The sequence below is a fragment of the Pseudomonas sp. R2-37-08W genome, from assembly GCF_003851705.1.
In the GTDB taxonomy this organism is placed as follows: domain Bacteria; phylum Pseudomonadota; class Gammaproteobacteria; order Pseudomonadales; family Pseudomonadaceae; genus Aquipseudomonas.
The window spans coordinates 3,102,561-3,126,422 of record NZ_CP027728.1 but is presented as its reverse complement, the minus strand read 5'-3'; the positions used below and the strand labels follow the sequence as shown (position 1 = coordinate 3,126,422).

At 61.9% G+C, this 23,862-nt stretch carries 16 protein-coding genes; 3 read left to right on the top strand and 13 right to left on the bottom strand.

The genetic code is table 11. The features are described 5' to 3' along the window. Nucleotides 1-351: 351 nt before the first annotated feature. Entirely contained in the window at nt 352-1,335 is a 984-nt protein-coding gene (locus C4J93_RS14380) for a GlxA family transcriptional regulator (protein WP_124365160.1), read from the top strand. Here C4J93_RS14380 and C4J93_RS14375 read toward each other — a convergent pair. The 12 genes from C4J93_RS14375 to C4J93_RS14315 form a co-directional block, all read right to left on the bottom strand. Continuing rightward, a complete protein-coding gene (locus C4J93_RS14375) occupies nt 1,328-3,262 on the bottom strand; it encodes an avidin/streptavidin family protein (RefSeq protein ID WP_124429702.1) in 1,935 nt (644 codons plus the stop codon). The genes C4J93_RS14380 and C4J93_RS14375 overlap by 8 nt on opposite strands. A gap of 127 nt (nt 3,263-3,389) precedes the next feature. After that, nucleotides 3,390-4,712, bottom strand: a complete 1,323-nt coding sequence (locus C4J93_RS14370) for an MFS transporter (RefSeq protein ID WP_124429701.1) — start codon at nt 4,710-4,712, stop codon at nt 3,390-3,392. Between the two features lie 20 nt (nt 4,713-4,732). After that, nucleotides 4,733-5,554: an aspartate/glutamate racemase family protein gene (locus C4J93_RS14365; protein ID WP_124370828.1), complete on the bottom strand. Its 822-nt coding sequence runs from the start codon at nt 5,552-5,554 to the stop codon at nt 4,733-4,735. Between the two features lie 31 nt (nt 5,555-5,585). Further along, on the bottom strand, nt 5,586-6,332 hold the full coding sequence (locus C4J93_RS14360) for a hypothetical protein (protein WP_256660074.1): 747 nt from the start codon (nt 6,330-6,332) through the stop codon (nt 5,586-5,588). A 208-nt stretch (nt 6,333-6,540) separates the two neighbouring features. Further along, the gene (locus C4J93_RS14355; RefSeq protein WP_124429699.1) at nt 6,541-8,199 is read right to left on the bottom strand and encodes a hydantoinase B/oxoprolinase family protein; all 1,659 of its coding nucleotides are present in this window, start codon (nt 8,197-8,199) and stop codon (nt 6,541-6,543) included. 12 nt (nt 8,200-8,211) lie between these two features. After that, the gene (locus C4J93_RS14350; protein ID WP_256660073.1) at nt 8,212-10,290 is read right to left on the bottom strand and encodes a hydantoinase/oxoprolinase family protein; all 2,079 of its coding nucleotides are present in this window, start codon (nt 10,288-10,290) and stop codon (nt 8,212-8,214) included. A 167-nt stretch (nt 10,291-10,457) separates the two neighbouring features. After that, nucleotides 10,458-13,085 (bottom strand): LuxR C-terminal-related transcriptional regulator, encoded by a 2,628-nt coding sequence (locus C4J93_RS14345; RefSeq protein ID WP_256660072.1) that lies wholly within the window; start codon nt 13,083-13,085, stop codon nt 10,458-10,460. A 221-nt stretch (nt 13,086-13,306) separates the two neighbouring features. After that, nucleotides 13,307-14,566, bottom strand: a complete 1,260-nt coding sequence (locus C4J93_RS14340; protein ID WP_124429697.1) for an FAD-binding oxidoreductase — start codon at nt 14,564-14,566, stop codon at nt 13,307-13,309. 3 nt (nt 14,567-14,569) lie between these two features. Further along, nucleotides 14,570-16,141 (bottom strand): aldehyde dehydrogenase (NADP(+)), encoded by a 1,572-nt coding sequence (locus C4J93_RS14335; RefSeq protein ID WP_124429696.1) that lies wholly within the window; start codon nt 16,139-16,141, stop codon nt 14,570-14,572. Nucleotides 16,142-16,287: 146 nt separating this feature from the next. Then, on the bottom strand, nt 16,288-17,235 hold the full coding sequence (locus C4J93_RS14325; protein WP_124410012.1) for a dihydrodipicolinate synthase family protein: 948 nt from the start codon (nt 17,233-17,235) through the stop codon (nt 16,288-16,290). A gap of 37 nt (nt 17,236-17,272) precedes the next feature. After that, complete coding sequence (locus C4J93_RS14320) at nt 17,273-18,199, bottom strand: 4-hydroxyproline epimerase (RefSeq protein ID WP_124429695.1); 927 nt, start codon at nt 18,197-18,199, stop codon at nt 17,273-17,275. Nucleotides 18,200-18,210: 11 nt separating this feature from the next. Further along, entirely contained in the window at nt 18,211-19,836 is a 1,626-nt protein-coding gene (locus C4J93_RS14315; RefSeq protein WP_124429694.1) for an APC family permease, read from the bottom strand. Nucleotides 19,837-20,023: 187 nt separating this feature from the next. Here C4J93_RS14315 and C4J93_RS14310 point away from each other — a divergent pair, with 187 nt between their 5' ends. Together C4J93_RS14310 and treS are read left to right on the top strand one after the other, a co-directional pair. Further along, on the top strand, nt 20,024-20,794 hold the full coding sequence (locus tag C4J93_RS14310; RefSeq protein ID WP_124430878.1) for an AraC family transcriptional regulator: 771 nt from the start codon (nt 20,024-20,026) through the stop codon (nt 20,792-20,794). A gap of 291 nt (nt 20,795-21,085) precedes the next feature. Further along, on the top strand, nt 21,086-23,149 hold the full coding sequence (treS, locus tag C4J93_RS14305) for a maltose alpha-D-glucosyltransferase (RefSeq protein WP_124370819.1): 2,064 nt from the start codon (nt 21,086-21,088) through the stop codon (nt 23,147-23,149). A gap of 59 nt (nt 23,150-23,208) precedes the next feature. Here the strand turns inward: treS and C4J93_RS14300 are convergent, their stop codons facing one another. Further along, entirely contained in the window at nt 23,209-23,637 is a 429-nt protein-coding gene (locus C4J93_RS14300) for a hypothetical protein (protein WP_124370818.1), read from the bottom strand. Nucleotides 23,638-23,862: the final 225 nt, after the last annotated feature.

Genomic DNA, 23,862 nt, shown 5'->3' with positions numbered 1-23,862 from the left:
ACCGGCGAGATGGTCGCCAGCAAGCCGATGCCGATGGTCAGCACCAGAAAACCGAACAGGAAAATAGCCATCTTGGTCATAAGGCCTCCGAAGGGAAGGGGGGCGACAGAAATGTCGGGGTGGCGCCATTGTCCGCCTCGGGCGGTTTTCGATACAGACCCAGATGGCGCGCAAAAAACCGTATCAGATTGCGCCGCAGCGGCTGAACCGGGGGGTTTAAAAGCCCCACGGTTTTAAAGATCAGCGGCATGGATTGAGACAGGTACCCCATTTGCCCCTAAGATAGCGCCCATTGCATCAACAAGAAGAGTGGGCCAACCCTCGATGGAAAGACGCCAGTTCAGCGGTGGCATGAAGGGCAAGAACCTGCGCTACCTCAATGACAACCCCCGGCAGCCGGCTGCGGTCACCCGCATCGGCTTTTTGTTGCTCGAACACTTCTCCCTGCCTGCCTTCACCCAAACCCTCGACACCCTGGTCACCGCCAACCTGCTGCGCCCCGAGCTGTTCGCGACGCGCACGTTCGGTTGGGACGAGCGTGAAGTCATCAGCGACCTTGGGCTGGTCATCCGCCCCGATGCGCGCCTGGAACTGGCCGTGCTGGCGGAGTTGGACCTGCTGGTGATCTGTGGCGGGTTTCGCACCGAACTCAAGGCCAGTGAAGACTTCATTCACATCCTGCGCGCCGCCGCCGAACACGGCATCGGGCTTGCCGGTTTGTGGAACGGCTCGTGGTTCCTCGGCCGTGCCGGGTTGTTGCAGGGCTACCGCTGCGCCATCCACCCGGAGCATCGCCCGGCGCTGGCGGAGGTGTCCAAGGCCGCGCAGGTGACCAGCGAGCCCTATGTAATCGACCGTGATCGCCTGACCGCTTCCAGCCCGTCGGGCGCCTTCCATATGGCCCTGGACTGGATCAAGAGCCTGCACGGCAAGGCGCTGGTCGAAGGCATCGAAGACATTCTCGCCTTCGAAGAGTCGCGCTACCGGCGTATCAAACCGACCGAAAACGTCTGCGTCAGCGCACCGCTGCGCGAAGTGGTCAAGTTGATGGACGCCAACCTCGAAGAACCCCTGGAACTCGACCAGCTCGCCGTCTACGCCGGCCGCTCGCGCCGCCAGCTGGAGCGTCTGTTCAAGGAACAACTGGGCACCACGCCGCAACGCTATTACATGGAATTGCGCGTCACCGAAGCGCGGCGCCTGTTGCAGCACACCGAGCTGTCGCAAGTCGATGTGCTGGTGGCGTGCGGGTTCGTGTCGCCGAGTCATTTCAGCAAGTGTTACAGCGCGTATTTCGGCTACAGGCCATCGAAAGAAAAAAGGTTGGTCAAGTAGCGCGAGTGAACTGCATGGCTGAGAGTTTGGTGGCCAGGTACGCATGGTTGGGAGCGATTGATGAACTGGCCAAAACCTGCAGATGCAACGCGTCGCTCTTTAAATCCAGAATCCCGCTCAGACTGGAAACTGTTGAGTCTTGCGTGTTGGCGACGGTGATGCTGACTGACTGCAAGGTGAGTTTGCTGGCCAGCGCATGGATGTCGGTAAAGCCGGAAATTTCAGTGGCTATGCTTGAGTGGACGCTGGTGAAATGGCCGTGAACGCTTCCAAAGCGCTGCTGGCTATCACTGCGCACACTCAGTACCAACGATGCGCCATCAGCGGCGTTCCATCTGCCTGCCAGGGCGTTTTCAACCGGCAGCCATTCTGAGGGGGCAACCGGCGCATGACGCAGTGACGGTTCAACCCGATGATAAATCAGCTTGTCGACATAGGTACCACAGCTCGCAAGCTCAGGGAAATCGCCACTGGCAACCAACAGGTGGGAAAGGGTCAGCACATCACCCTCGGGCGAGACACTCAATTGGCCACTGAGTCCCGAGGTCCAGTTCCAGCTGGGATCGGGCTTTTCATTACCTAGATCGTGCCATTCAATGGCTAATGCGACTGGCTGACTCTTGGTACGGGTTGCGCCTGGCCCCGCCGAATATCCGGTGATCCGGTACTCGCCCGTCGAGCCGGTTGAGGAACGATACGACCCGTGGATGTTTTGTCCCGATACCTCCAGGCTCATGACTGATCCATAGGCGTTTTTCCAGATGCCCGCCACCGAAGTCGTTTTAGCCATAGGGCCTGGGAGGGTGACTTTATGGTTGAGTACCGCTCGCGCTCCAGGTACGAAGCGTTTCGAAGAGGATCGCGTAATGATCTGCGGGCCGTCGGGCCGATTGAACAACCAAACACCTACGGGCGCCAACGAATAGACCTCGCGATCACATTTGACCACCTGATACTCATACACGGTGTAGCAGTGCTCCATCACCAGCGACCCGACCAACACCAGGTCAGTCATGCCCAACGGTGCGAACTGAGGCAGCCTTTGGCCTTTTTGCGGGCCTTCCTCGATCAGGCAGTTATAAAGGTCTGCGCCTAAGGTTATTTCTCCATCGGTGAACCCGAGCACGATATCTGGGTGCTCCCCCTGTGCAATAAGCGCCAATGTCTGACGCATAAGTGAATCGTCGCCCTTGAATTGTGAAGAGCCGGAATCGAGTGCGAATTGAATGTCCCTCGCCAATAAGTGCGAGCCGACCGAATAGGATTCCAGCGCTGTTGACCAGATGTATTCCACTCCGGGCAACTTGTTATAGACGGACCAAGGTAAAAACAGATGGGGCCCTTGGGTTTTTGACGGATCGACGGCGCCCATTTGGCAAGTGCCGTTGCGCGACCGGCTGTTCCAATCAAACGTCACGTAGGGACAGGTAGGGGCCAGTTGACCTTCACGCATCAATGATTGAAGTACAAACGAGTTGCGGTTTTCCAGGTAGGCACTGCTGCACGGCAGGCCCAGGCCACCGTCCCAGTCCAGCTGTTTGAATTGCTCTCCCTCGTAGGCGGCCGTTAAGAACAACTGGATATCCACGAGGTCGTCGCTGGGAACGGCCAATACGTCGCTGGCGGCCTCGACCTGCATCGTGCCCCAGGGTCCGAAGCTGTAGGGGCGTCGCAGGCAGTCGGTAAAGGCGAAGGTGCTGGACGCTGCGAAATCGAAACGGCCACCGGAAAAGTGCACGCACTGGTCGGCAGGGCACAGTGTCGAGGTAATCCAATTCATATTCGTACCCGTGTCAATCGCGAACCTGAGCGGTTGAGCCGGGGTGCCAAGTTTCAGGGTGCAGAACCAGGGTGAAGCGCCGTTATTCTGATAAACCCCGCGCTGCATGGGCACTACCAGGCGGGTTGGGGGGTGTTGATTGTCCATGGGAACTCCGTTTCCATAGGGAAAATGATGGTTTGGTGTGGCGGCTGTCATTCAGCCTGGTTTTGAACTGGGGCACAGTCAGCGCAGAGTCCTGCGACGCGTCGGATTCTGCGCTGAACAGGTGACTTCAACGTAATGCCTTGCCCTCGGTTTCGGGCATGGACGCGGTGAGAACCACCGTGACCACCAGGAACGCGTTGATGATCGTGGTCGTCTGGTTGAACGACGAACCGTATGCGATCAGCGCACCAATCAGCGAGGGCGCCAGTACGTTCGCCACACGTTGCGCAAAAATCGCCCAGCCATAGCCCACTGTACGCAACGATGTCGGGTACAGCTCACCGATCCACGTGCCCCATACGCCCCATGCCCCCAGGCTGAAGAATGCCAAGGCGAAGTTGCTCAGGTAGAGCATTTCCAGGCTGGTGGAATTGGCAAAACCGTAGCCGGCCAGCACGGAGGCGCTGATAAAACCCACGATGATTTTCTTGCGCCCGAAACGTCCTGTCAGGTACGACGCAGCCATGTATCCGGGGATCATGCATAGCGCTGACAGCGCAATGAAACCGTAGCTTTGCGGCAGGTTGAGGCCACGTTGTTGCAGCAACGTCGGGAGCCACGTCTGTAAGCCCCAGTAGCCCCAGGAGAAGGTGAAGTTGACGGTGATCTGCAGCAGGCTGATGCCGAGCAAGCCGCCCTTGAACAATTCCCGGTGCAGGCCCGAGGTACTGCGGTCAACCTGCAATACACATTCATCATCGAGCTTCACTGCGCCCCGGCTCAAGGCATTGATCGATGCCCGGGCATCCTGTTGTCGGCCCACTGAGGCCAGCCAGTAAGGCGACTCCGGAACCCAGCGCGCGACCGCAATGGCCCAGAGCCCACCGAGCGAGCTCAAGATGATGATCGCTCGCCATCCTTGGGGCAGCAACCAGACCGTCGCGCCGAGGGCCAGCAGCATGCCGATGGGCCAGCCGGACGCGAGATACACGGTCAGTGCACCTCGATGGCGTATCGGCAACAGCTCCTGGAAATGCGCAAAGGTCACCACCATCATGCCCACCGCTGCAACGCCCGACAGCAGGCGCAAGGCGTATAGCGTCGTGTAGTCTGGCGAAAATGCGCTGGCCAGCGAAACCACCCCATACGAGGCCAGGCTCCAGATAATTGCGCGTTTACGGCCAATGCGTTCAGCGAGCCTGCCCCACGCCAGCGCGCCGAGCAGCATGCCGATGAACATCGCGCCGATCAGGTTGCCTACGGCAAGCGCATCCAGGGAAAACTCTTCTGCAATCAGCGGCGCGGTGTAGACGATGATCATCATCTCCCAGGCTTCGATCGCAAATACCAGGAACAGGACAAGGCAGCATCGCAGATGCGTGCGTGTCAGGGGGACGTCTTTGAACACATCACCCACGTTGGGGGCGAGCGTCGACGGTATCTCACTCATGGTGACGATCCTCTTTAGTGTCAGGCTTCAACGCGGTTGCCGATGGGGGCAGGGCCCTGAAAGAGTCCGAACCGTGCGATTTCGGCTTCAGGCGGCGGTTCACAACTGCCCACCCGACTGGGCCGCCATCCAAACCGGCGCTTCATTCCTGCCATGGATTCCGCGACCTTGAAGGCAGCGACGACGGGGTCTATCACCGGTACGCCCACTTCCCGTTGTACCTGCTCGAAAAAACCGAACTCGATGGTGCAACCGAGGATGACGGCCTCGGCGCCGTCTTCCTGTACCGCGCGATGGGCTTGCTCGATAATCTTGCGTCGCGTCAGGGCAGGGTCACGCTGGAATTCATCCACACCCATGTCCAACGATCGCATTGACGCCAGTCGATTGCCTGCGCCGTAGCCGCTCACTCGCGTACGCATCTGTTCGATCCATTTGGTCCGGCCGACAATCACCGAAAACCGATTGGCCAGGTGCTCCATGACTTGCAGGCTCGCCTGGCACGGCCCGACTACCAGGGTTTCACCTGATATTTCACGGGCATCTTCCAGTGCCGGATCGTAGAAGCAGCCGAGTACCAGCGCATCCACGCCCGACGGCTCGCAGTCACGGGCAATGCGCACGATGCGCTCATAGGTGAGTGCCTCATAGGCACGATATTCCAGGTGTGTCGGGCTGGGATTCATGTCAAACGACACCACCTCGATCCGCGTGGAGGGTTGTTTGATGCTATGCAGCAGTTGCGCAATGGGTGTGTCGAACGTCGAGCAGCCAATCGGGTTGAGCCAGCGTACGGTTACGGGTACGTCTTGTGCGGGGTTGTTCGAACTTGAACTGTCCATAGGGTATTCCTCTCTCGGTGGGCTGATGGCACTAGAAAAACTTCACCAGAGCCATGGTCAAACTATTGGAATAGGGCAGGTTATCGCTGTGGTAATAGTCAAAATTCAGGTTGGCGGACAGGTAGAACTTCTGTTTGCTGAAACCTGTGTAGGTCATCGCCGGACCGATCTTGCCTTGCCGGGACTCCTTGAAGTCCGATGCCGAGCGGTTGTTGATGTGGTAGGCGTGATGCACCCCGAGCCAGAGGTCGTCCGTCACCGCATACCCGGCGGCGATATTGGCCAGCCAGTAACTGACGCCACCGCGCAGTTGGCTCGGGTTGCCGTCGCCGAGGTCGGTGGCGTGTCGATTGCGTGCCGCGTAGTGGATACCGGCGGGGGTGACCGTGGCGGCAAAGCGGCCCATGCGAACGTAGAAGGGAAGGCTGAAGCTGGCGCCGTAACGGTTGGCAAAAGCGCCATAACCCGTTCCTTGATCATTGCCGTTGGGAAACTCAAGGGAGAGCGTCGGATTGACCCAGAAGGTGGTGTAGTCATCCGAACCATAAGCGCTGGTGGGCTCAAGCACGTTGTAGTAATAAGCCAGGCCCAGGTTCGGTGATGCGACGCTCCATGAATCATCGTTGCGGGTGCCATTGGTGCTGGCATACCCCGTATCGGCGCCCACCCAGAATTGCAATTGGTCACGCTGCGTTCCCGTAACGCCGGTTTCCGAAAAGTACGCCAGAACGGTATTGCTGCCGGCGCGAACGTCGCCTTTTGCGGTGCGGTTGAACACTGGAAACGATTCCAGGGCCCACGTCCCGGGTAGGCCTGGTTGAGCAAATCCAATGAACTGATCGCCCCGAGCTGCTGGGCTGATTGCTAAAACCAAGGCAAGGGTGGGCCCTACCCATAAACGCGATGAGTATTGCGGTTTCATAGTGCTGCTCTCTTTTTTGTTGTTGTTCTTGAGGTCTGCGCGGGAGGTCAGTCTCTCCCAGGGATCACGTCACCAGGCCGTACACCTGCCGCGCCGTGGCGGCGTCGACATAGCCGTTTTTAAGGTCGTCGCGTACTGCGTCCGGATCACGTTGGCTGGCAGGGCCGTATCCACCACCGGCTCCAGTGCGCACCCTGACCAGGTCCCCGGCGCTCAGGGCGATGCCACTGGCCATGCAATAGCGTTCGCTGTCACCGTTCGTGCGGACGACTTCGACGTAATTGGGCGTGCCTTCGGCCCCCTGTTCCAGGCCCCAGGGCGGAATGACCGAGCGCGTATAGCCGCAGGTCAGGAAGCTGCCGTCGGCACGAATGCGGTAGTCAATGCACACACCGCGCCCGCCGCGAAACTGCCCATGCCCGCCCGGTTCATCATTGAGGGTCATACGTTCGACATACAGCCCGTAGCGGGCCTCACAGACTTCAACCGGGCAGTTGTAAGTTTCGCCATGTAATCCGGAGTAAACAGCGTTATTGCCGTCGCGCCCTGGTTCGGCGCCCCACCCGCCGATTTCCGGTTCGACAAGGGTGAACGTGCGGCCGGAGTCCGGGTGCACGCCGCCAATGATCGTGGCGCACACCGAGGCAAAGTTTCCGGCGGGCAGCCGGTCGGGGAAGTGTTGCGCCAGGCAACACAGGATCAAGTCATGCACGCGGATCAGGTTTTCGAAATAGAAGCCCTCAGCGGCAGGCGGCAACGCGTCGAACAGCGACCCGGGGCGGGTCAATACCCGGAGCGGGCGAAACGTGCCGCCATTGGTGATGCCTTGCGGGGCGGTCAACGCCTTGAAGGCCATCTGTGCCGCGACCACAGTACCGTCACGGCTGAGGTTGGTCGGGCCCAGGCATTGGTCGGGATTATCCCGAAGGTCAATCACCAATTCGGTGTTGCGTATATCGATACGCACCTTGAACAGACTGCCGTCGTCTTGCAGTTCTTCCAGGTTCAATTGCCCGGCGGGCAACGCGGCAAGGGCTCTGAGCGAAACTTTTTCGCCAAGGTCCATGAAGTCTTGCATGGCCAGTAGAAACAGCGCGCTGCCGTACTTGCTCACCAACTCTCGCAATCGCGTGGCCCCGCCGCGCACCGCCGCCACTCCCGCCCACAGGTCGCCTTCCATGAAGTCCGGCATCCGCGTGTTGGCGTGCAGGATCTGCAACACCGAGCGAATCGGTTGCCCTCGGCTGATCAACTTGACCGATGCCAGGCGCAAACCCTCCTGGAAAATATCCGTGGCATCCGTGGACAGTGATCCGGGGACTCGGCCGCCGACATCATTCCAGTGCGCGATGTTGGCGGTCCAGGCGACCAGTTGACCGTCGGTGAACACAGGCATCGCCAGCACCACGTCATTGAGGTGGGTGACCGCGCCGTCATGTGGGTCGTTGCTGATGAAAACGTCACCGTCTTCGATGTCTTGAGGCAAAGGGTGATGCAGCAGGATTTTCTTGACTGCTTTGTCCAGCACGCCGACAAACGCCGGGATACCCGCCCCGGAACTGGCGATTTCGCCTTGGGCGTCGGTAATCCCGGTGCCCATGTCCAACACTTCGTAGATCACCGGGCTCATTGCGGCCTTGCGCATGACGGTGAACATTTCGTCCGCGATCGCCTGGAGTGAGTTTTGAATGATGTCGCGAGTGAAAATATCGAGACTACTCATGGCAGTGCTCCCTTAGCCGTTGATCATGATGTGCAGGTTGCCGAGGCGGTCCAAGTGCACGCGGTTGCCGGGGTGAACCACTACGGTGGTGCCCGCGTCCTCGACGATGGCCGGGCCGAAAAATGTCATCAGGGGTTCGAGCAGGCTGTAGTCGTAAAGGCTGGCCTCATGAATGCCTTCCTGGGCGTAATCCACCAGGCGCTGGCCTTTGCAGGCTTCGCTGACCCGGCGGCCGGTAATCGGCAGTGCATGGGGCGTCAACTTGTCAATCTGGCCAACGGCGACGATGTGAAAACCGATGATTTCCAAAGGTGCCTGCAGACGATAGGTGTAGTGTTGTTCGTAAAGGTCATGGAAGCGTTGCTCGATCGCCGCCCAATCGGTGTGCAGGGACTCAAGCGAGTTGAGGGGTACCTCGACGGAATGTTCCTGGTTCTGATAGCGCAGCTTGCACAGAACCTGGAGTTCGACCTGTTGCGGATGGATCGCTTCAGTGACGAACTGCTCGCGGGCGCGGTCTGTCAGCTCATCGAGGAACTGCTGTGTCTGCGCAAGACTGCCGTCTTGTGTGGTATCCACGAAGCGGTTGATAAACAGGTCCCGCCGCAGGTCCGAGAGCGTCATGCCCCAGGCGGAGAAGACCGACGCGCTGCGTGGAACGATAACTTTCTCCACGCCCAGTTCTTGCGCAAGCGCGACAGCGTGCATGGCACCGCCGCCGCCGAACGCCATCAGCGTCAATTCTCGTGGGTCATGTCCACGGCTCAAGGACACGAGCTTCAAGGCGTTGACCATATTATCGTTGGCCAGGCGCACGATGCCCCGGGCCACTTCAGCGGTCGGCAGTTGCAAGCGTTGCCCAAGGTCATTCAGGCCGCGGGTTACAGCCGGCAGGTCGGCAACTATGCTGCCGCCACAAAAGTAATCCGGGTTGATGCGCCCGAGCACCAGGTTGGCGTCGGTGGTGGTGATCATGGTGCCACCGTTGCCATAAGCGGCCGGGCCCGGTACGGCGCCGGCAGAGAGGGGGCCGACGTGCAGCTTGTCGAAATCGTCGACCCAGGCAATTGACCCGCCACCGTTACCGATCTCGACCAGGTCGACTACCGGCACCATGATGGGATAGCCCGCATTGATTCGATTGCGCTCGATCCAGTAGTCGGTTTTTATCGATACCTGGCCGTTGCGAATCAACGCACATTTAGCGGTAGTGCCGCCAATGTCGAGGCCCAATATATTGGGCTCGTCGATTAATTTTCCCAGTTCGGCCGCAGCCCAAAATCCACTTGCAGGGCCCGACTCGACCATGGTGATCGGCGTTTCCCGTGCATGCTCCACGCTATCGACGCCGCAGTTGGACTGCATGATGTACAAGGGTGCTTTATACCCGCCCTCGCGCAATCCGTCGGCGAGATCATCGAGATAACGCGCAGCGATAGGTTGTATGTAAGCACAGAGTGCGGTGGTACTTGAGCGCTCATACTCACGCCATTCGCGGGTGATCTGATGGGACGCTACGACCGATACGGTCGGCCAAAGCCTGCGGACTTCGCGCAACAGTGCCTGCTCATGCGCCGGGTTGGCATAAGCGTGCAGCAGGCAGATCGCAATGGCTTGCACCTTGTCGGCACGAAACGCTTCAAGGATTTCAGGCAGTTGCGAGAGGTCGAGCGGCTCGCGTTCCCGGCCCGAGGTGCCAAGGCGGCCGGCAACCTCGCGACGCAAATAGCGCGGCACGAAAGGCGCCGGCTTGACCCATTTGAGGTTGAAATAGTCGGGGCGATTGGCCCGGGCGATCTCCAGTACGTCACGGAAACCCTGGGTCGTGATCAGGGCTGTCTTGACACCCCGGCGCTCGGTGAGGGCATTGATGACAACCGTGGTGCCGTGTGCCAGGAAATCCACGGTGTCGAGGTCGACGTTGGCTTTGCGAATCACGTTGAGCACCCCGTCGGCGAAGTTCGGCGCGGTGGTATCGACTTTGGCGGTACGAATTGTCTGTTCGCCAGTGATCGAATCGCTTTCGAAATACACAAGGTCAGTAAATGTTCCACCGACATCGGTGGCCACACGCACTGTTTTGCCGTTCATACCCATAGGGAACCTCCTGTTGTCTTTATTGTTTTCGCAACCAGGAGAACGCCTCTCGCTGGTGTTGATAAAAGACTAGGGGCGCGGCTGGGGAGGCGACTACACGGGCGGCGGGTAGGGCGTGATGAACAGGGCAGGTGGCCTACCCGTCCGGGTAGGTTGGTGGGTCAATCAAGTGCGGCAACGAGGCCCAGGCGCAACGCTGCAGCCACAGCCGCTGTGCGGCTCTCTACATTTAACTTGGTGAATACGTGTTTGAGGTGGAATTTCACGGTGTTTTCAGAAATAGCCATGGCCTGGGCGATTGCCTTGTTCGATTGCCCTTCGGCAAGCAGGATTAGAATCTGGGTTTCCTTGGCGCTGAATGAGGAGCGTGGGCGAATAGGGTGCGCGCGCCATCCCCTTATGCGTGTAATAACTGCCTGCTGGTTGGCACGGATGGCGGGGCTTGCTTCAAGTGCAGTGAGTAAGCATGGGCCGGCCTCCAACAGCAGCCCTGGCAACACATACGCTGGAATGGACGCCAGGACCGCATCCTGGCTAACGGCGTGGCCCTTTGCATAGCCTGCGAGGGTCAGTAGTTGCAGGCGCCAGGCGGGCAATTGCAAACCCTTGTCCTGCAGAGCCTTGGCCCCGGATCGTAAACCACTGAGCGCGACGCCGGATGCGCCTGTCGCGAAGTTAAGCCTGGCCAACGCCAGCGTGGCGGCCTCCTGGTTGCGCCAGTCGTCCGGGCTCGCTGCCGCCTTTTCCAATTGGGCCGCCAGCGCCTCTTGGCGCGCCTGGGTCAATGAACCACTCTGTACCAGCGCATCGACTCGCCAGGTACGCACCAACCGGGCCAGGCGTTGCCAGTTGCGCGAGGCCGCCAGTTGACTGGCGTGCTCAAGCTCCAGCAAGGCCGGTTGCAAGCCCAGGTTTCTCAACGCTATACGCCATGCTACTTCCGCAGTGACGGCTGCGATATCCAGCCAGCCATCCGTGTGCTCCAGCGACACCCAGCCATCGCGAAACCAGGGCGTTGCCTCGGTCCATAAGCCCTGCCAGTACAGATGCTGTGCCTTGAGGCAGCCCACTAGCGCTCGTACAGAACTTTCGCTGCCGAACTCCCTGTCGGCCATTGCCAACGTTTCATCGACCGTCCTGGCTGACACACGCACATCGCCCGCGATGGCCAGCACCTGTGCTTCATGCACCCTGCAATAGTGTTCGCCGCGCAAGCTGGCGACCAGGCGCATCTTCAGGTGCGCCGCGCGGATGGTCTCCAACGCCTGCGGCAACTGCCCCTCCACTAACGCTTGCAGCGCGTGCACACACGCGAGCGTGGCCTGTGCCAGCGAGCCGTCGCCTACGATGTCTGTGCAGGGATGGCGCTCAAATTGATCCACGTAGGCGTTGGCCAGTGTCTGGATTACGTGAAAGTCGCGTGCCAGGCGCGGAGCGTCCTTGATCCGACGTTGGGCTTCATCAAGCCATTGAGCAGCGAGGGCGTAGTCGCCGAGTTTGGCGTGCAAGTAGGCCTGGAGCAGGAGCAGATCGGGTTCTGTCCTGCGGGTATGTTCTTCGAACAAGTGCAGCAGGCTTTGGGCGTAGCGAATGCCGTGGTACAGCACCACCTCCCAGCCCCCTGCACGCACCAGCAAGTCGACCGCCAGCCGCGTGTCGCATGCGCCCAATGCGTGGGCGATTGCCGCTGCCCAGTGACGTTCTTCAGCAAACCATTGCGCCGCCGCGTAATGGATAGTGCGTGCCGCCTCGGCATCGATGCTTTGCTTAAGAAAGTCCCGCAGCAGGCGATGGTGACGAAACCACTGACGCTTGGCGTCCAGTGGCACGAGGAGGGCGTCCAGATGGGCCATCTGCATCAATAACCGTGCGCTGTCACTGCGCCCGCGCACAGCGTTGGCCAGTTCGGCATTGAAGCGTTCCAGCAGTGCCATGTCACGCAGGAGGTCCTGACATTCAGGCGACAGTCGTTGTACCACTTGCCCTGTCAGGTAGTCGGTCATGTCGGTAATGCGCCCGTTAAAATCCGCCAGGCCATACATGGATGTATCACCCTCGGCGCGCCACAGACGGGCCAGTTGCACAGCCACCGGCCACCCTTCGGTTATTTCATGAACATGTTGAAGTTCGCGAGGCGCAACCTCGGCCCCCAGGATTTCGCCGGTCTCGGCCATTGTCAGTTTCAGTGCCTGGGCGGACACCTCATGCACCCAGCCATGGGCCTTCCACTGTGCCAAGGGCCAATCCGGACGTATCCGCGCGGACACTACCCATTCCAGCCAAGGTGCGGCCTGTTCGAGCAGGGCCTGCACAAGGGGGTCAAGGTCACGATTTGCGGCGGCGTGATAGTCATCGACAAACAATGTGATCTGGCGGTTCGCCCTGGCCAGTGCGTGAAGCAGGGCGGTCAGCGTGCGCTTGGGCTGTGCATCCAGTGACTGGTTGTGCGCCAGGCGTGGTAAGTGACCCAGATCGAACCCGGCGCGGTCCAGGGTAAGGATCAGATAAGACAGGAAACGATTAGGGTCCGCGTCGGCTTCGTCCAATGACAACCAGGCTACGGATGCCGGTGGAGTGCTCGCCAGCAACGCTTGTCGCCATTGCATCAAGAGTGTCGTCTTGCCGTATCCGGCCGGTGCGACCACCAACACCAACGTGCCTTTGGTGCGCATACGCAAAGTGTCGAGTAAGGCTGTGCGTGGCAAGGTTGTCAGTAACGTCAGGGGCGGCGTCAGTTTGCCCACCCAGCACCAGGCGCTGATCGAGTCGTTAGAGGACGGGGTTTTCACGGCGTTGTTCTCGTGGAGAGGGGCCCGCCTATGGTTTTATCAGCAACGTTTCCAGCGCACGGGTTGAATTATTGCTTGATGTTTAAACGTGCCGTTTATGGGGCCAACGCCAGAGCGCGTGTGACCTTCATCCGCCCGCTAAGCCTTGTTTTTAAGCTGCGGCGGAGGCTTCAACGGCTCTTTGTAGGGATTCTCCTGGTTTTTCGTAAGTTGCTGCCGTATCAAAATCGCCCGAGGCGATAGGGCGCAATAAAGGATGTGTCGCGCTGTTCCACATCAGCTGCTGCCAACCGCCCAACCAGCTCTGCCGTCACCGCCGCCTGAGTCAACCCCAAATGCTGATGACCGAACGCAAGCAACACCTTGCCATCGCACACCCGATCAATGATCGGCAATGAGTCGGGCAGCGACGGCCGGAAACCCATCCATGGCGTGGCTTCGTCAGCATTCAACGGCTGGCGGAACAGTCCGTTGGCCAAGCGATGCAACTGCCACGCCCGCTGCATGTTCGCCGGGCGTTGCAGGCCGGCGAATTCGACGGTGCCGGCCAGGCGCAGGCCGCCGGGCATGGGGGTCATGATGAATTTGCGCTCCAGCGAGGTGACGGCGAAGGGCAAGCGCGCGTGTTCGTGGGGCAGCATCAGGTGATAGCCGCGCTCGGTGTCCAGCGGCACGCGTTTGCCGGTGAGTGCGGCGGTCAGCGCCGCCGAGTGGGCGCCGCAGGCGATCAGGACCTGGCGCGCCGTGACTGCGCCTTGGTCGGTGAGCAGTGACACGCCGCTGCCGTCCACGCGGGCGTCCAGCACGCGCTGCTGCAGGAAGTCCACGCCCAGGGCCTTGGCCGCGTCTACCAGGGCGCCAACCACCGTGTACGGGTCGAGAAAATGCCCCGTAGCGGGGAAAAACAGACCGCCCTGTATCGCCTCGCTCAACTGCGGCGCCGCCGCGTGCACTGCTTCAGCCGACCAGAACGCCACCGGCACGCCTTGCGCGATCATGCGTTGCTGCAAGGCATCCAGCGCTGCGCGGGATTCGGCGCGCTCATACACCAGCAGCGAACCGTCTTCGCGTAACAGCTGGGGTTGCCCGATGGTGTGCAGTAAGCGCTGCCACGCGCCGAGACTGGCTTCGTTCAAAGCACGAATACCGGCCACGCTGCGCCGGTAGGGGGCCGGCCGCAGGTTCAGCAGCAAGCGGATAAACCAGGGCAGGGCGCGGGGCAGGTAGGTCCAGTCCAGGCGCAGCGGGCCCGTGGGGTCCAGCAGCATGGCCGGCAAGCGCTTGAGGATCGACAGGTCGGCGATGGGAAACACCTGCTCGGTCGCCAGGTGCCCGGCATTGCCATAGGAGGCGCCCAGCCCGGGCGCCTGCGCGTCGATCACCCGCACCTGGCGCCCTTGTCGCGCCAATTGCACGGCACAGGCGAGGCCGATGATGCCGGCGCCGACCACGACGATATCCGCTGAGTTGGGCTTGGCCATCGTCTACGCCTCTCTCTGGCCGTCGAGCAAGCGGCGCAACCGCAACGGGTTGCCCTGCTGCAGCGCGGTGGGTAGCAAGGCGTCCGGGAAGTCCTGGTAGCACACTGGGCGCAGGAACCGCAGGATCGCCGCCGTACCCACCGAGGTGCTGCGCGCATCCGAGGTGGCCGGAAACGGCCCGCCATGCACCATGGCGTCGCACACTTCCACGCCTGTCGGCCAGCCGTTGACCAGCAGGCGACCGGCCTTGCGCTCCAGCACCGGCAACAACGCCTGTGCCTGTGGCAGGTCAGGTTCATCCAGATGCAGGGTGGCGGTGAGTTGGCCTTCCAGGCGTTCAGACACCTGGCGCACCTGCTCGGCATCGCGGCATTCCACCACCAGCGAGGCCGCGCCGAAGACTTCGGCTTGCAAGTGTGGATTGCTCAGGAATGCCTCGGCCTGGGTCACGAACAACTGGGCCTGGCCCTGGTTCGGTCCGCTCGCCGCTAAGCCCTGTGCGGCCGTTCGCGCATGCTGGGTCAGACTGGCTACGCCGCGTTCGTAGGCGTGGAAGATACCGGGGGTGAGCATGGTCTGCGCCGGGCAGCGCTGGAGCGCGTCGCTGGCGCTGTGAATGAAGCGCTCCAGGGCGGCGCCCTGCACGGCGATCACCAAGCCTGGGTTGGTGCAGAACTGGCCGGCGCCCTGGGTCAGTGAGGCGACAAAAGCCTCGGCCAGCGCCGCGCCCCGGGCTTGCAGCGCGGCTGGAAACAGGTACACCGGGTTGATCGAACTCATTTCCGCATACACCGGGATCGGCTCGGGGCGTGCCTGGGCCGCTCGGCACAACGCGATGCCGCCGCTGCGCGAACCGGTAAAGCCCACCGCCTTGATACGCGGGTCGGTCACCAGCGCGGTACCCACCTCATGCCCGGCGTCGTAGAGCAGTGAAAACACCCCGTGTGGCAAGTCGCAGTGTTGCACCGCCTGGGCGATGGCGCGGCCCACCAGCTCACTGGTGCCAGGGTGGGCCGGGTGGGCCTTGACGATCACCGGGCAACCGGCAGCGAGTGCCGATGCGGTATCGCCGCCGGCCACCGAGAAAGCCAGGGGGAAGTTGCTGGCGCCAAACACCGCCACCGGGCCCAGGGGAATATGGCGTTGGCGCAGGTCTGCGCGGGGCAAGGGCTGGCGCTCGGGTTGCGCGGGGTCCACCCGCACGTCCAGCCATTCACCCAGGCGCACGGTGCGGGCAAAGGTGCGCAACTGCCCGCAGGTGCGGCCGCGTTCGCCCAGAATTCGGGCACGGGGCAGGCCGGTTTCAGCAATGGCGCGGTCGATCAGCGCATCGCCAAGGGCTTCGATGTTGTCGGCGATGGTCTCGAGAAACGTGGCACGGGCGGCCAGGGAAGTTTCGCGGTAAGCGTCAGCAGCGGACCACGCCAGCGCGCAAGCCTGTTCGACATGCTGGCTGTCGCCGCCGGCATAGGCGGGCTCCAGGGGCGTGTCGGTGGCGGGGTTAACGGCCCGGATCGCTTCGCGCGTGCCGGAAAGGGATTGCTGACCGATCAGCATATTGCCCGTCAGAGTCATGGGATCATCCTGGAAAACACAAAGAGTAAGTAGGCGCGAGACATTTGTGGCGAGCAAGCTTGCTTGCGCTGGGGTGCGCAGCGCCCCCCAATAAAGGCCGGAGGCTGCTATGCAGCCAGCGGGAGCAAGCTCCCGCGCCACAAGGATCAATCGACGTTCTGCTCAGCCGACCAGTTGGCGTACCACTGGCGGAACAGCGCGTACTGCTGCTCGGCATAGCGGCGCTGCGCGTCGCTGAGTACGTCGGTTGCGTTGAAGTGCAGGGCATAGCCCTGGTCACCGTTGAGGACCATCAAGTGCTTGTAATACAGCACCAGGTCGCAGCCTTCATCGAAAGACGACAGCACCGCCAGCGCCGCTTCCAGCTCCCGCGCCTGGCGACGGGCCTTGGCATCGCCCTTGGCGGCCTTTTTGCTCAATGCCACCAGTTGCAGCACTTCCCGTGGCAATGCGTTGCCGATGCCGGTGATCGCGCCGGTGGCGTTGCAATTGACGAAGCCGTGCACTACCTGGGTATCGACGCCCACCATCAGGGTCACGTCATCGTCCTGGGAGGTGATGTTTTCCGCTGCATAGCGCAGGTCGGCAGCGCCGCCGAATTCCTTGAAGCCGATCAGGTTCGGGTGCTCGCGGCGCAGTTCGAAGAACAGCTCGGCGCGGGTGGCGAAACCGTAATACGGGCTGTTGTAGATCACCGCCGGCAGGTTCGGCGCCGCGTTGAGGATCGCCGCGAAGTGGGCCTTTTGTGCGGTGGCGGAGGCGCCACGGGACAGCACGCGCGGAATCACCATCAAGCCATGCGCGCCGACCTTGGCGGCATGCGCGGCGTGGGCCACGGCCTCACGGCTGTTGACCGCGCCGGTGCCCACGATCGTCGGTACGCCGGCGGCCACCAGGCGCGCCACGCCTTCCTGGCGCTCGGCTTCGGTGAGCAGCGGCCAGTCGCCCATGGAGCCGCAATACACCACGGCGCTCATGCCGATATCGACCAGCTCGCGACCCTTGGCCACCAGGGCATCGAAGTCGGGTGTGCGCGCCGGGGTGCAGGGCGTCATCAGGGCGGGCATGCAGCCGGTGAAGATGTTGTCGCTCATGGTGCTGACTCCTTGGTACTCGAGTAGGAAGAGGGGCTCAGATGCCCCAGGCAAAAGGGTCTTGCTCGTCGATCAGCAAGGTACTGTCGGCGGTCATGTGGGCGCGGCCGGTGATGAACGGGCGTATGCGTTCGCCGTCCCATTCATAGCGGGCCTGGAACTGGCTGCCGGTGATGCTGGCCTGAACCCACGGCGCGCCGGGGCCGAGTGTGCCGTCGGCGGCCAGGCAGGCGAGCTTGGCGCTGGTGCCGGTGCCGCAAGGCGAGCGGTCGTAGGCCTTGCCGGGGCACATCACAAAGTTGCGGCTGTCGGCATGGGCGTCATCGGCGAACAGTTCGATGTGGTCGATCAGCGCGCCGTCTGCGCCATGGATACCTTGGGCCTCAAGGGCCTTGAGCATGGCCCAGGTGTAGTCGGTGAGGGCGTGGACGTTGCTCATCTGCAACGCCTGGCCGTGGTCGGACACCAGGAAGAACCAGTTGCCGCCCCAGGCAATGTCACCCATCACCGCGCCATGACCGGGTACGTCCACCGCGACCTGCCGGCGATAGCGATAGGCGGGCACGTTGCGCAGGGTCACCGTGCCGTCGTCGTGCAGCGTAGCCGCCACCGGGCCAACCGGGGTGTCGAGGGTGTGTACGCCCGGCTCGATCAGCCCCAGGTAGTGCAGCGAGGCAACCAGGCCAATGGTGCCGTGGCCGCACATGCCGAGGTAGCCGGCGTTGTTGAAAAAGATCACGCCGCAGGTGGCGCCTGGGGTGACCGGCGCGCAATACAGTGCGCCCACCAACACATCGTTGCCGCGCGGTTCCAGCAGACAGGCGCGGCGCCATTGGTCGTGGTGGCTGCGCAGGTCGTCGAGCTGGTCGGCGACGGTGGCCCCCGCCAGCGCCGGGAAGCCGTTCATGATCAGGCGCGTAGGTTCGCCGCCGGTGTGGGAGTCGATGACGTGCAGGCGTTTCATGCAAAGCTCCATCAGTGAGTGGCTGCAGAAAGGGGTGGGCTGTAGCGATCGTCACTGACGGCTTCGCTTTCATCGTCTTCGCTTTCCAGGCGCACCAGTTGGGCCGGTACGCCGGTGGCGGCGCCCCAGTAGTAAATGCCCAGGGCGCAGACTGCCACGACGACGGTGTCGAACGGATGGCTGATAAGGCCGATGCCGCCGAAACTGCCGAGCTTGGAGAGCAGGATAGTCACCGCATAGAAACCGATCAGCCAGGCCGACGAGCGCACCTGTTGCTTGAGGTTCAGGTGCGCGGTGGGCACCCAGCGTGCGCACAGCAGGTACACCACGAACATCAGGATCTGCAGGCCGAGCAACCACGACACCGTGCTCCAGCCCGACCAGTACACAATCAGCGCGGCGATGATGAACGACAGTGGTCCTAGCACCGCCATGCCCTTGACCCGGAACGGCCGCGCCAACTGCGGTGCATTGCGGCGCAGCGCGGCAACGGTGACCGGGGCTACGGCGTAACTCAGGATCAGCGCAGCGGAGACCACGTTGATCAGCGCCTCCCAGGACGGGAAGGGCAGGGTCCAGAACACCGACAGGCCGAAGGTCAGCCACAGGGCCGGGCGCGGGATGCCGGATTTTTCATCGATGCGGGTGAAAATCTTGAAAAATGTGCCGGTCTGCGCCCAGCCATACACCACACGCGGGGTGGCGTTCATGTAGATATTGCCGCAGCCGCTGGGGGAGATCACCGCATCGGCCACCACCAGGTAGGCCAGCCAGCCCACGCCGAGTGCCAGGGCGATATCGCGGTAGGGCAGCGCCAATTCCTTGCTGATCCCGGCCCAGCCGTTGGCGAGCATCTCGGTGGGCACGCCACCCAGGAACGCGGTTTGCAGCAACACGTAGATTGCCGTCGACAGCAGTACCGAAAGGATCAATGCAATCGGAATCGTACGCTGCGGGTTCTTCACTTCGCTGGCCACCGAAATGATCGGCGTCAGCCCCAGGTAGGCGAAGATCACCCCGCCGGCCGACACCGCCATCTCGATGCCCGACAGCCCGAATGGCGCAAAGCCCTGCACCTGGAAATTCGCCGGCTTGAAAAAGGTGAACAGCACGCCGATCACCAGCAGCGGCACGATGAACTTGAACACGCTCACCAGGTTATTAGCGATGGCGAAGGTCTTCACGCTGCGGTAGTTGAGGAGGAAGAACAGGCACAGTAAGGCGAACTGCACCAGCCAGCCGAGGGTGGTGGGGTCGCTGGAGCCGGCCTTGGTCAGCTCGGGAAACCACGCCCCAGCGTATTGGCGCGAGGCGACGACCTCGATCGCCACCAGGCTGGAAAACGCGATCAGCGTGATAAACCCCATCAGGTAACCCAATAGCGGGCCATGGGAATACACCGGGTAACGCACCACGCCACCGGCACGGGGCAGGGCAGCGCCGAGTTCGCAGTAGACAATGCCCAGCAGCAGCACGGCGAAGCCGCCGATAAGCCAGGAGATAATCCCGGCGGGACCGGCGATTGCAGACACATGACTGGCGGCGAATAACCAACCCGAACCGAAGATGGCACCCAACCCGATAAAGGTGAGGTCCATCAATGACAGCTGTTTCTTGAACTTGCCTTGGCCTGACATAGCGGCGCCTTCTTGTGAGTTATTGGATAGGCATGCAGGGGCCCTATCGTGAGCCCGATAAACCAACGGCGATTGATGTTTTTTGTGGGGATGGATGACGAATTCAGCACAATCGCCGGCGCTCGACAGCGTCCCGGGCATGGGGCACTCTGCTCGGCGTCGGGGTCAGAAACGAGCGATGAATGTCATGGTGCAGAACGTGCTTGCGAGTCTCTTGCAGGGCAGCCGCCCCCACAGCATCGAGCAACTGCTGACGGGCGCCGCGCAGCTGTTGCCGTTGCTGGACGTGATCCCCAACGCGGCGATTTTCATCAAGGACATCGACGCCCGCTACGTGCTCGCCAACCGCACCCTGGTGCAGCGCTGCGGCCTGCGGCACCTGCAACCGCTGCTGGGCAAGACCAGCGCCGAAGTGTTCCCCGCGCAACTGGGGCCGGGCTATACCGAGCAGGACCGACGGGTGCTGCAACAGGGTTTCGTCCTGCAAGACCAGCTTGAGCTGCACCTGTACGGCAGCCGCGAACCCGGCTGGTGCCTCACGCACAAATGGCCGCTGTATAGCGATAGCGGCATGATCATCGGCCTGGCCGGCATCTCGGTCGACCTGCAATCGGCCAGCGAAACCCACCCGGCCTACCAGCGCCTGGCGGCAGTGGACGCGCATATCCGCGCCCACTTCAACCGCCGTGTCACCCTCGGCGAGCTGACGCGAATCGCCGGTATTTCCGTGGCGCAGCTGGAGCGCTACTGCAAGCGCGTGTTCCACCTCACGCCCCGGCAGATGATCCAGAAGGTGCGGCTGGAGCATGCCCACCGATTGCTGCATACCACGCTGCCAATCACCGACGTGGCGTTGCAGTGCGGGTACACCGACCACAGCGCGTTTACCCGGCAATTCAAGGCGTCGACGGGGTTCACGCCGAGGCAGTACCGGCAGGCGACGCAAGACTTGATATAGCTGCTATCCACTGTGGGAGGGGGCAAGCCCCAATGCCAGTCAGTTGACGATCGTTCCCACGCTCCCGCGTGGGGATGCAGCCCGTGACGCTCTGCGTCACCTATGCGCAGTCGCTCCCAGGTGCAGCGGTCGGCGGGACGCGGAGCGTCCCAGGAGGCATTCCCACGCAGAGCGTGGGGACGATCAGCAAGCCCCCTCCCACAGTTGAATCTGCATCTCAATGCAACGAATCGCCCCGCGCGTCGCTCCTATGCGTACGAGTAACCTTTCACGACCACAGGTATCAGGCTTATGACGGCGGCGGACAACGATCATGTGAATTGGCTGGTGCAAGGCTCCATGCTGCACGCGGCGCGCCAGCGGGCCAAACTCTATTCGGGGCAGGGGCGGATGTGGCAGCAGCCCTTTGCGCAAACCCGGCCGCGTGACGCGTCGGCCCTGTCATCGGTGTGGTTCACGGCGTATCCGGCATCGATCGTGACCCGCGAAGACGGCACGGTGCTGGAAGCGCTGGGCGACGAAACCCTGTGGCATGTGCTGTCGAAGATCGGCATCCAGGGCATTCACAACGGGCCGTTGAAGAAATCCGGCGGCTTGTCCGGTACCGAACATACGCCGACCATCGACGGCAATTTCGACCGCATCAGCTTCGAAATCGACCCGCAGCTGGGCACCGAGGCGCAGTTGCAGGCGCTGACACGCATGGCCGCCGCGCACAACGCGGTGATCATCGACGACGTGATCCCTTCGCATACCGGCAAAGGCGCGGATTTTCGCCTGGCGGAAATGGCTTATGAAGACTACCCCGGCCTGTATCACATGGTCGAAATCCGCGAAGAAGACTGGCCGTTGCTGCCGGATGTCGTCGAGGGCCGCGACGCGCAGAACCTGAGCCCACCGCAGGTGGATGCGCTGCGCGACAAGCACTACATCGTCGGCCAATTGCAGCGGGTGATTTTCTTCGAGCCCGGCGTCAAGGAAACCGACTGGAGCGCCACGCCGGTGGTGGTGGGCGTCGACGGCAAGCCGCGCCGCTGGGTGTACCTGCATTACTTCAAGGAAGGGCAGCCGTCGCTGAACTGGCTCGATCCCTCCTTCGCCGCCCAGCAGATGATCATCGGCGACGCGCTGCACGCTATCGACGTGATGGGCGCGAAAATCCTGCGCCTGGACGCCAACGGCTTCCTCGGCGTGGAGCGCAAGCTCGACGGCAGCGCCTGGTCGGAAAGCCATCCGCTGTCGATCACCGGCAACCAGTTACTCGGCGGGGCGATCCGCAAGGCCGGCGGTTTCAGTTTCCAGGAGCTCAACCTCACCGTGGACGACATCGCGTCCATGTCCCATGGCGGCGCCGACCTGTCCTATGACTTCATCACCCGGCCGGCCTACCAGCACGCGTTGCTGATGGGCGACACTGAATTCCTGCGCCTGATGCTGCGCCAGATGCACAGCCTCGGCATCGACCCTGGCTCGCTGATCCACGCGCTGCAAAACCACGATGAACTGACCCTGGAGCTGGTGCACTTCTGGACGTTGCATGCCCATGACAGCTTTATGTTCCAGGGCCAGACCTTCCCCGGCAACATCCTGCGCGAGCATATCCGCGAGCAGATGTACGAACGCCTGACCGGTGAACACGCGCCGTATAACCTCAAATTCGTCACCAACGGCGTGTCCTGCACCACCGCCAGCATCATTACCGCCGCTCTCGGCATTCGTGACCTGGAGGCCATCACCGCAGCCGATATTCAGCAGATTCGCCAGATCCATTTGCTGCTGGTGATGTACAACGCCATGCAGCCTGGGGTGTTTGCGCTATCGGGTTGGGACCTGGTGGGCGCGCTGCCGTTGGCCGCCGAAGAAGTCGCGCACCTGATGGCCGATGGTGACACGCGCTGGATTCATCGTGGCGCCTACGACCTGGTCGACCTCAACCCCGACGCCGAGCTGTCGGCCGGGCAGATGCCGCGTTCCAGAAGCCTGTATGGCAGCTTGAACAGCCAGTTGCAGGACCCGGACTCATTCGCCTCGCAACTGCAGAAAATCCTCGGCGTGCGCCGCGCCTACGACATCGCCGCCAGCCGCCAGATCCTGATCCCGGATGTGGAGCACCCAGGCCTGCTGATCATGGTTCACGAATTGCCGGCGGGTAAGGGCACGCAGATCACTGCGCTGAACTTCGGCGCCACGCCGATCACCGAATCCCTGCACCTGCCCAACATCGCACCGGGGCCGGTGGTGGACATCATCAATGAGCGGGTGGAAGGGGACCTGACGGAAGAGGGGACGTTCACGATTACGCTGGATGCGTATGAAGGGCTGGCGTTGCGCGTGGTGAGCAGTACGCCGATGTAAGGCTGACAGGCCGGGCTGAACGGCGCTTAACGTCGTTCAGCCCGGGCAGCGTCAGATGATCAACGGTGCTTGTTCTTGTGTTTATGCTTGTTGCCGTTGTGCTTGCGGCCGTCGGAGCGATGGCTGCTCTCGTCATCCGCCAGGTTGTTGCCCACCGCGCCACCGGCGGCGCCACCCAGGCCTGCGCCGATGGTCGAACCGGTACTGCCGCCCAGGTGGTTACCGATAACCGAACCCCCTGCAGCCCCGACCCCGCCGCCAAGCGCTGCTTCCGTGCGATTGCCTTTCTGCGCGCCTACCGCACCGCCGGCTGCGCCACCTACACCGGCGCCGATGGCCGCGCCGGTCGAACCACCGAGCTGCTGGCCCACCACATTGCCCAGCACTCCGCCGACACCACCGCCCAGGGCGGCAGTGCCATCCCCGGCGGCCATGGCGCCTTGGGAAATCAGGATGCCCAATGCGAGGGCAGGGAGAGTCATTTTCATTTTTTTATACCTCAAGGGCTGTCTCAGGCGCTCACGGGTTAAAGCACGCCTGGGCTTAAGATTAGAGCACAAGCGGTGACGTCGCAGTTCTCGCGATAGAGGTATCCACCAGATAAAAATTTTTTTCAGCCCCCTTGAATTCTTTCTGCGCGTCCATAAATTTTTGATCACGCGATGCCGAAGACGGGTCGCGTACTAAATCACTTGGAGAAACTCAGGAGATTT

Coding starts and splice junctions, on each gene's coding strand:
- C4J93_RS14355 (WP_124429699.1), bottom strand. CDS start 8,199: ATGAGTAGTCTCGATATTTTCACTCGCGACATCATTCAAAACTCACTC.
- C4J93_RS14350 (WP_256660073.1), bottom strand. CDS start 10,290: ATGAACGGCAAAACAGTGCGTGTGGCCACCGATGTCGGTGGAACATTT.
- C4J93_RS14370 (WP_124429701.1), bottom strand. CDS start 4,712: ATGAGTGAGATACCGTCGACGCTCGCCCCCAACGTGGGTGATGTGTTC.
- C4J93_RS14310 (WP_124430878.1), top strand. CDS start 20,024: ATGGTGCAGAACGTGCTTGCGAGTCTCTTGCAGGGCAGCCGCCCCCAC.
- C4J93_RS14320 (WP_124429695.1), bottom strand. CDS start 18,199: ATGAAACGCCTGCACGTCATCGACTCCCACACCGGCGGCGAACCTACG.
- C4J93_RS14315 (WP_124429694.1), bottom strand. CDS start 19,836: ATGTCAGGCCAAGGCAAGTTCAAGAAACAGCTGTCATTGATGGACCTC.
- C4J93_RS14365 (WP_124370828.1), bottom strand. CDS start 5,554: ATGGACAGTTCAAGTTCGAACAACCCCGCACAAGACGTACCCGTAACC.
- C4J93_RS14325 (WP_124410012.1), bottom strand. CDS start 17,235: ATGAGCGACAACATCTTCACCGGCTGCATGCCCGCCCTGATGACGCCC.
- C4J93_RS14375 (WP_124429702.1), bottom strand. CDS start 3,262: ATGGACAATCAACACCCCCCAACCCGCCTGGTAGTGCCCATGCAGCGC.
- treS (WP_124370819.1), top strand. CDS start 21,086: ATGACGGCGGCGGACAACGATCATGTGAATTGGCTGGTGCAAGGCTCC.
- C4J93_RS14335 (WP_124429696.1), bottom strand. CDS start 16,141: ATGACTCTGACGGGCAATATGCTGATCGGTCAGCAATCCCTTTCCGGC.
- C4J93_RS14340 (WP_124429697.1), bottom strand. CDS start 14,566: ATGGCCAAGCCCAACTCAGCGGATATCGTCGTGGTCGGCGCCGGCATC.
- C4J93_RS14380 (WP_124365160.1), top strand. CDS start 352: ATGAAGGGCAAGAACCTGCGCTACCTCAATGACAACCCCCGGCAGCCG.
- C4J93_RS14300 (WP_124370818.1), bottom strand. CDS start 23,637: ATGAAAATGACTCTCCCTGCCCTCGCATTGGGCATCCTGATTTCCCAA.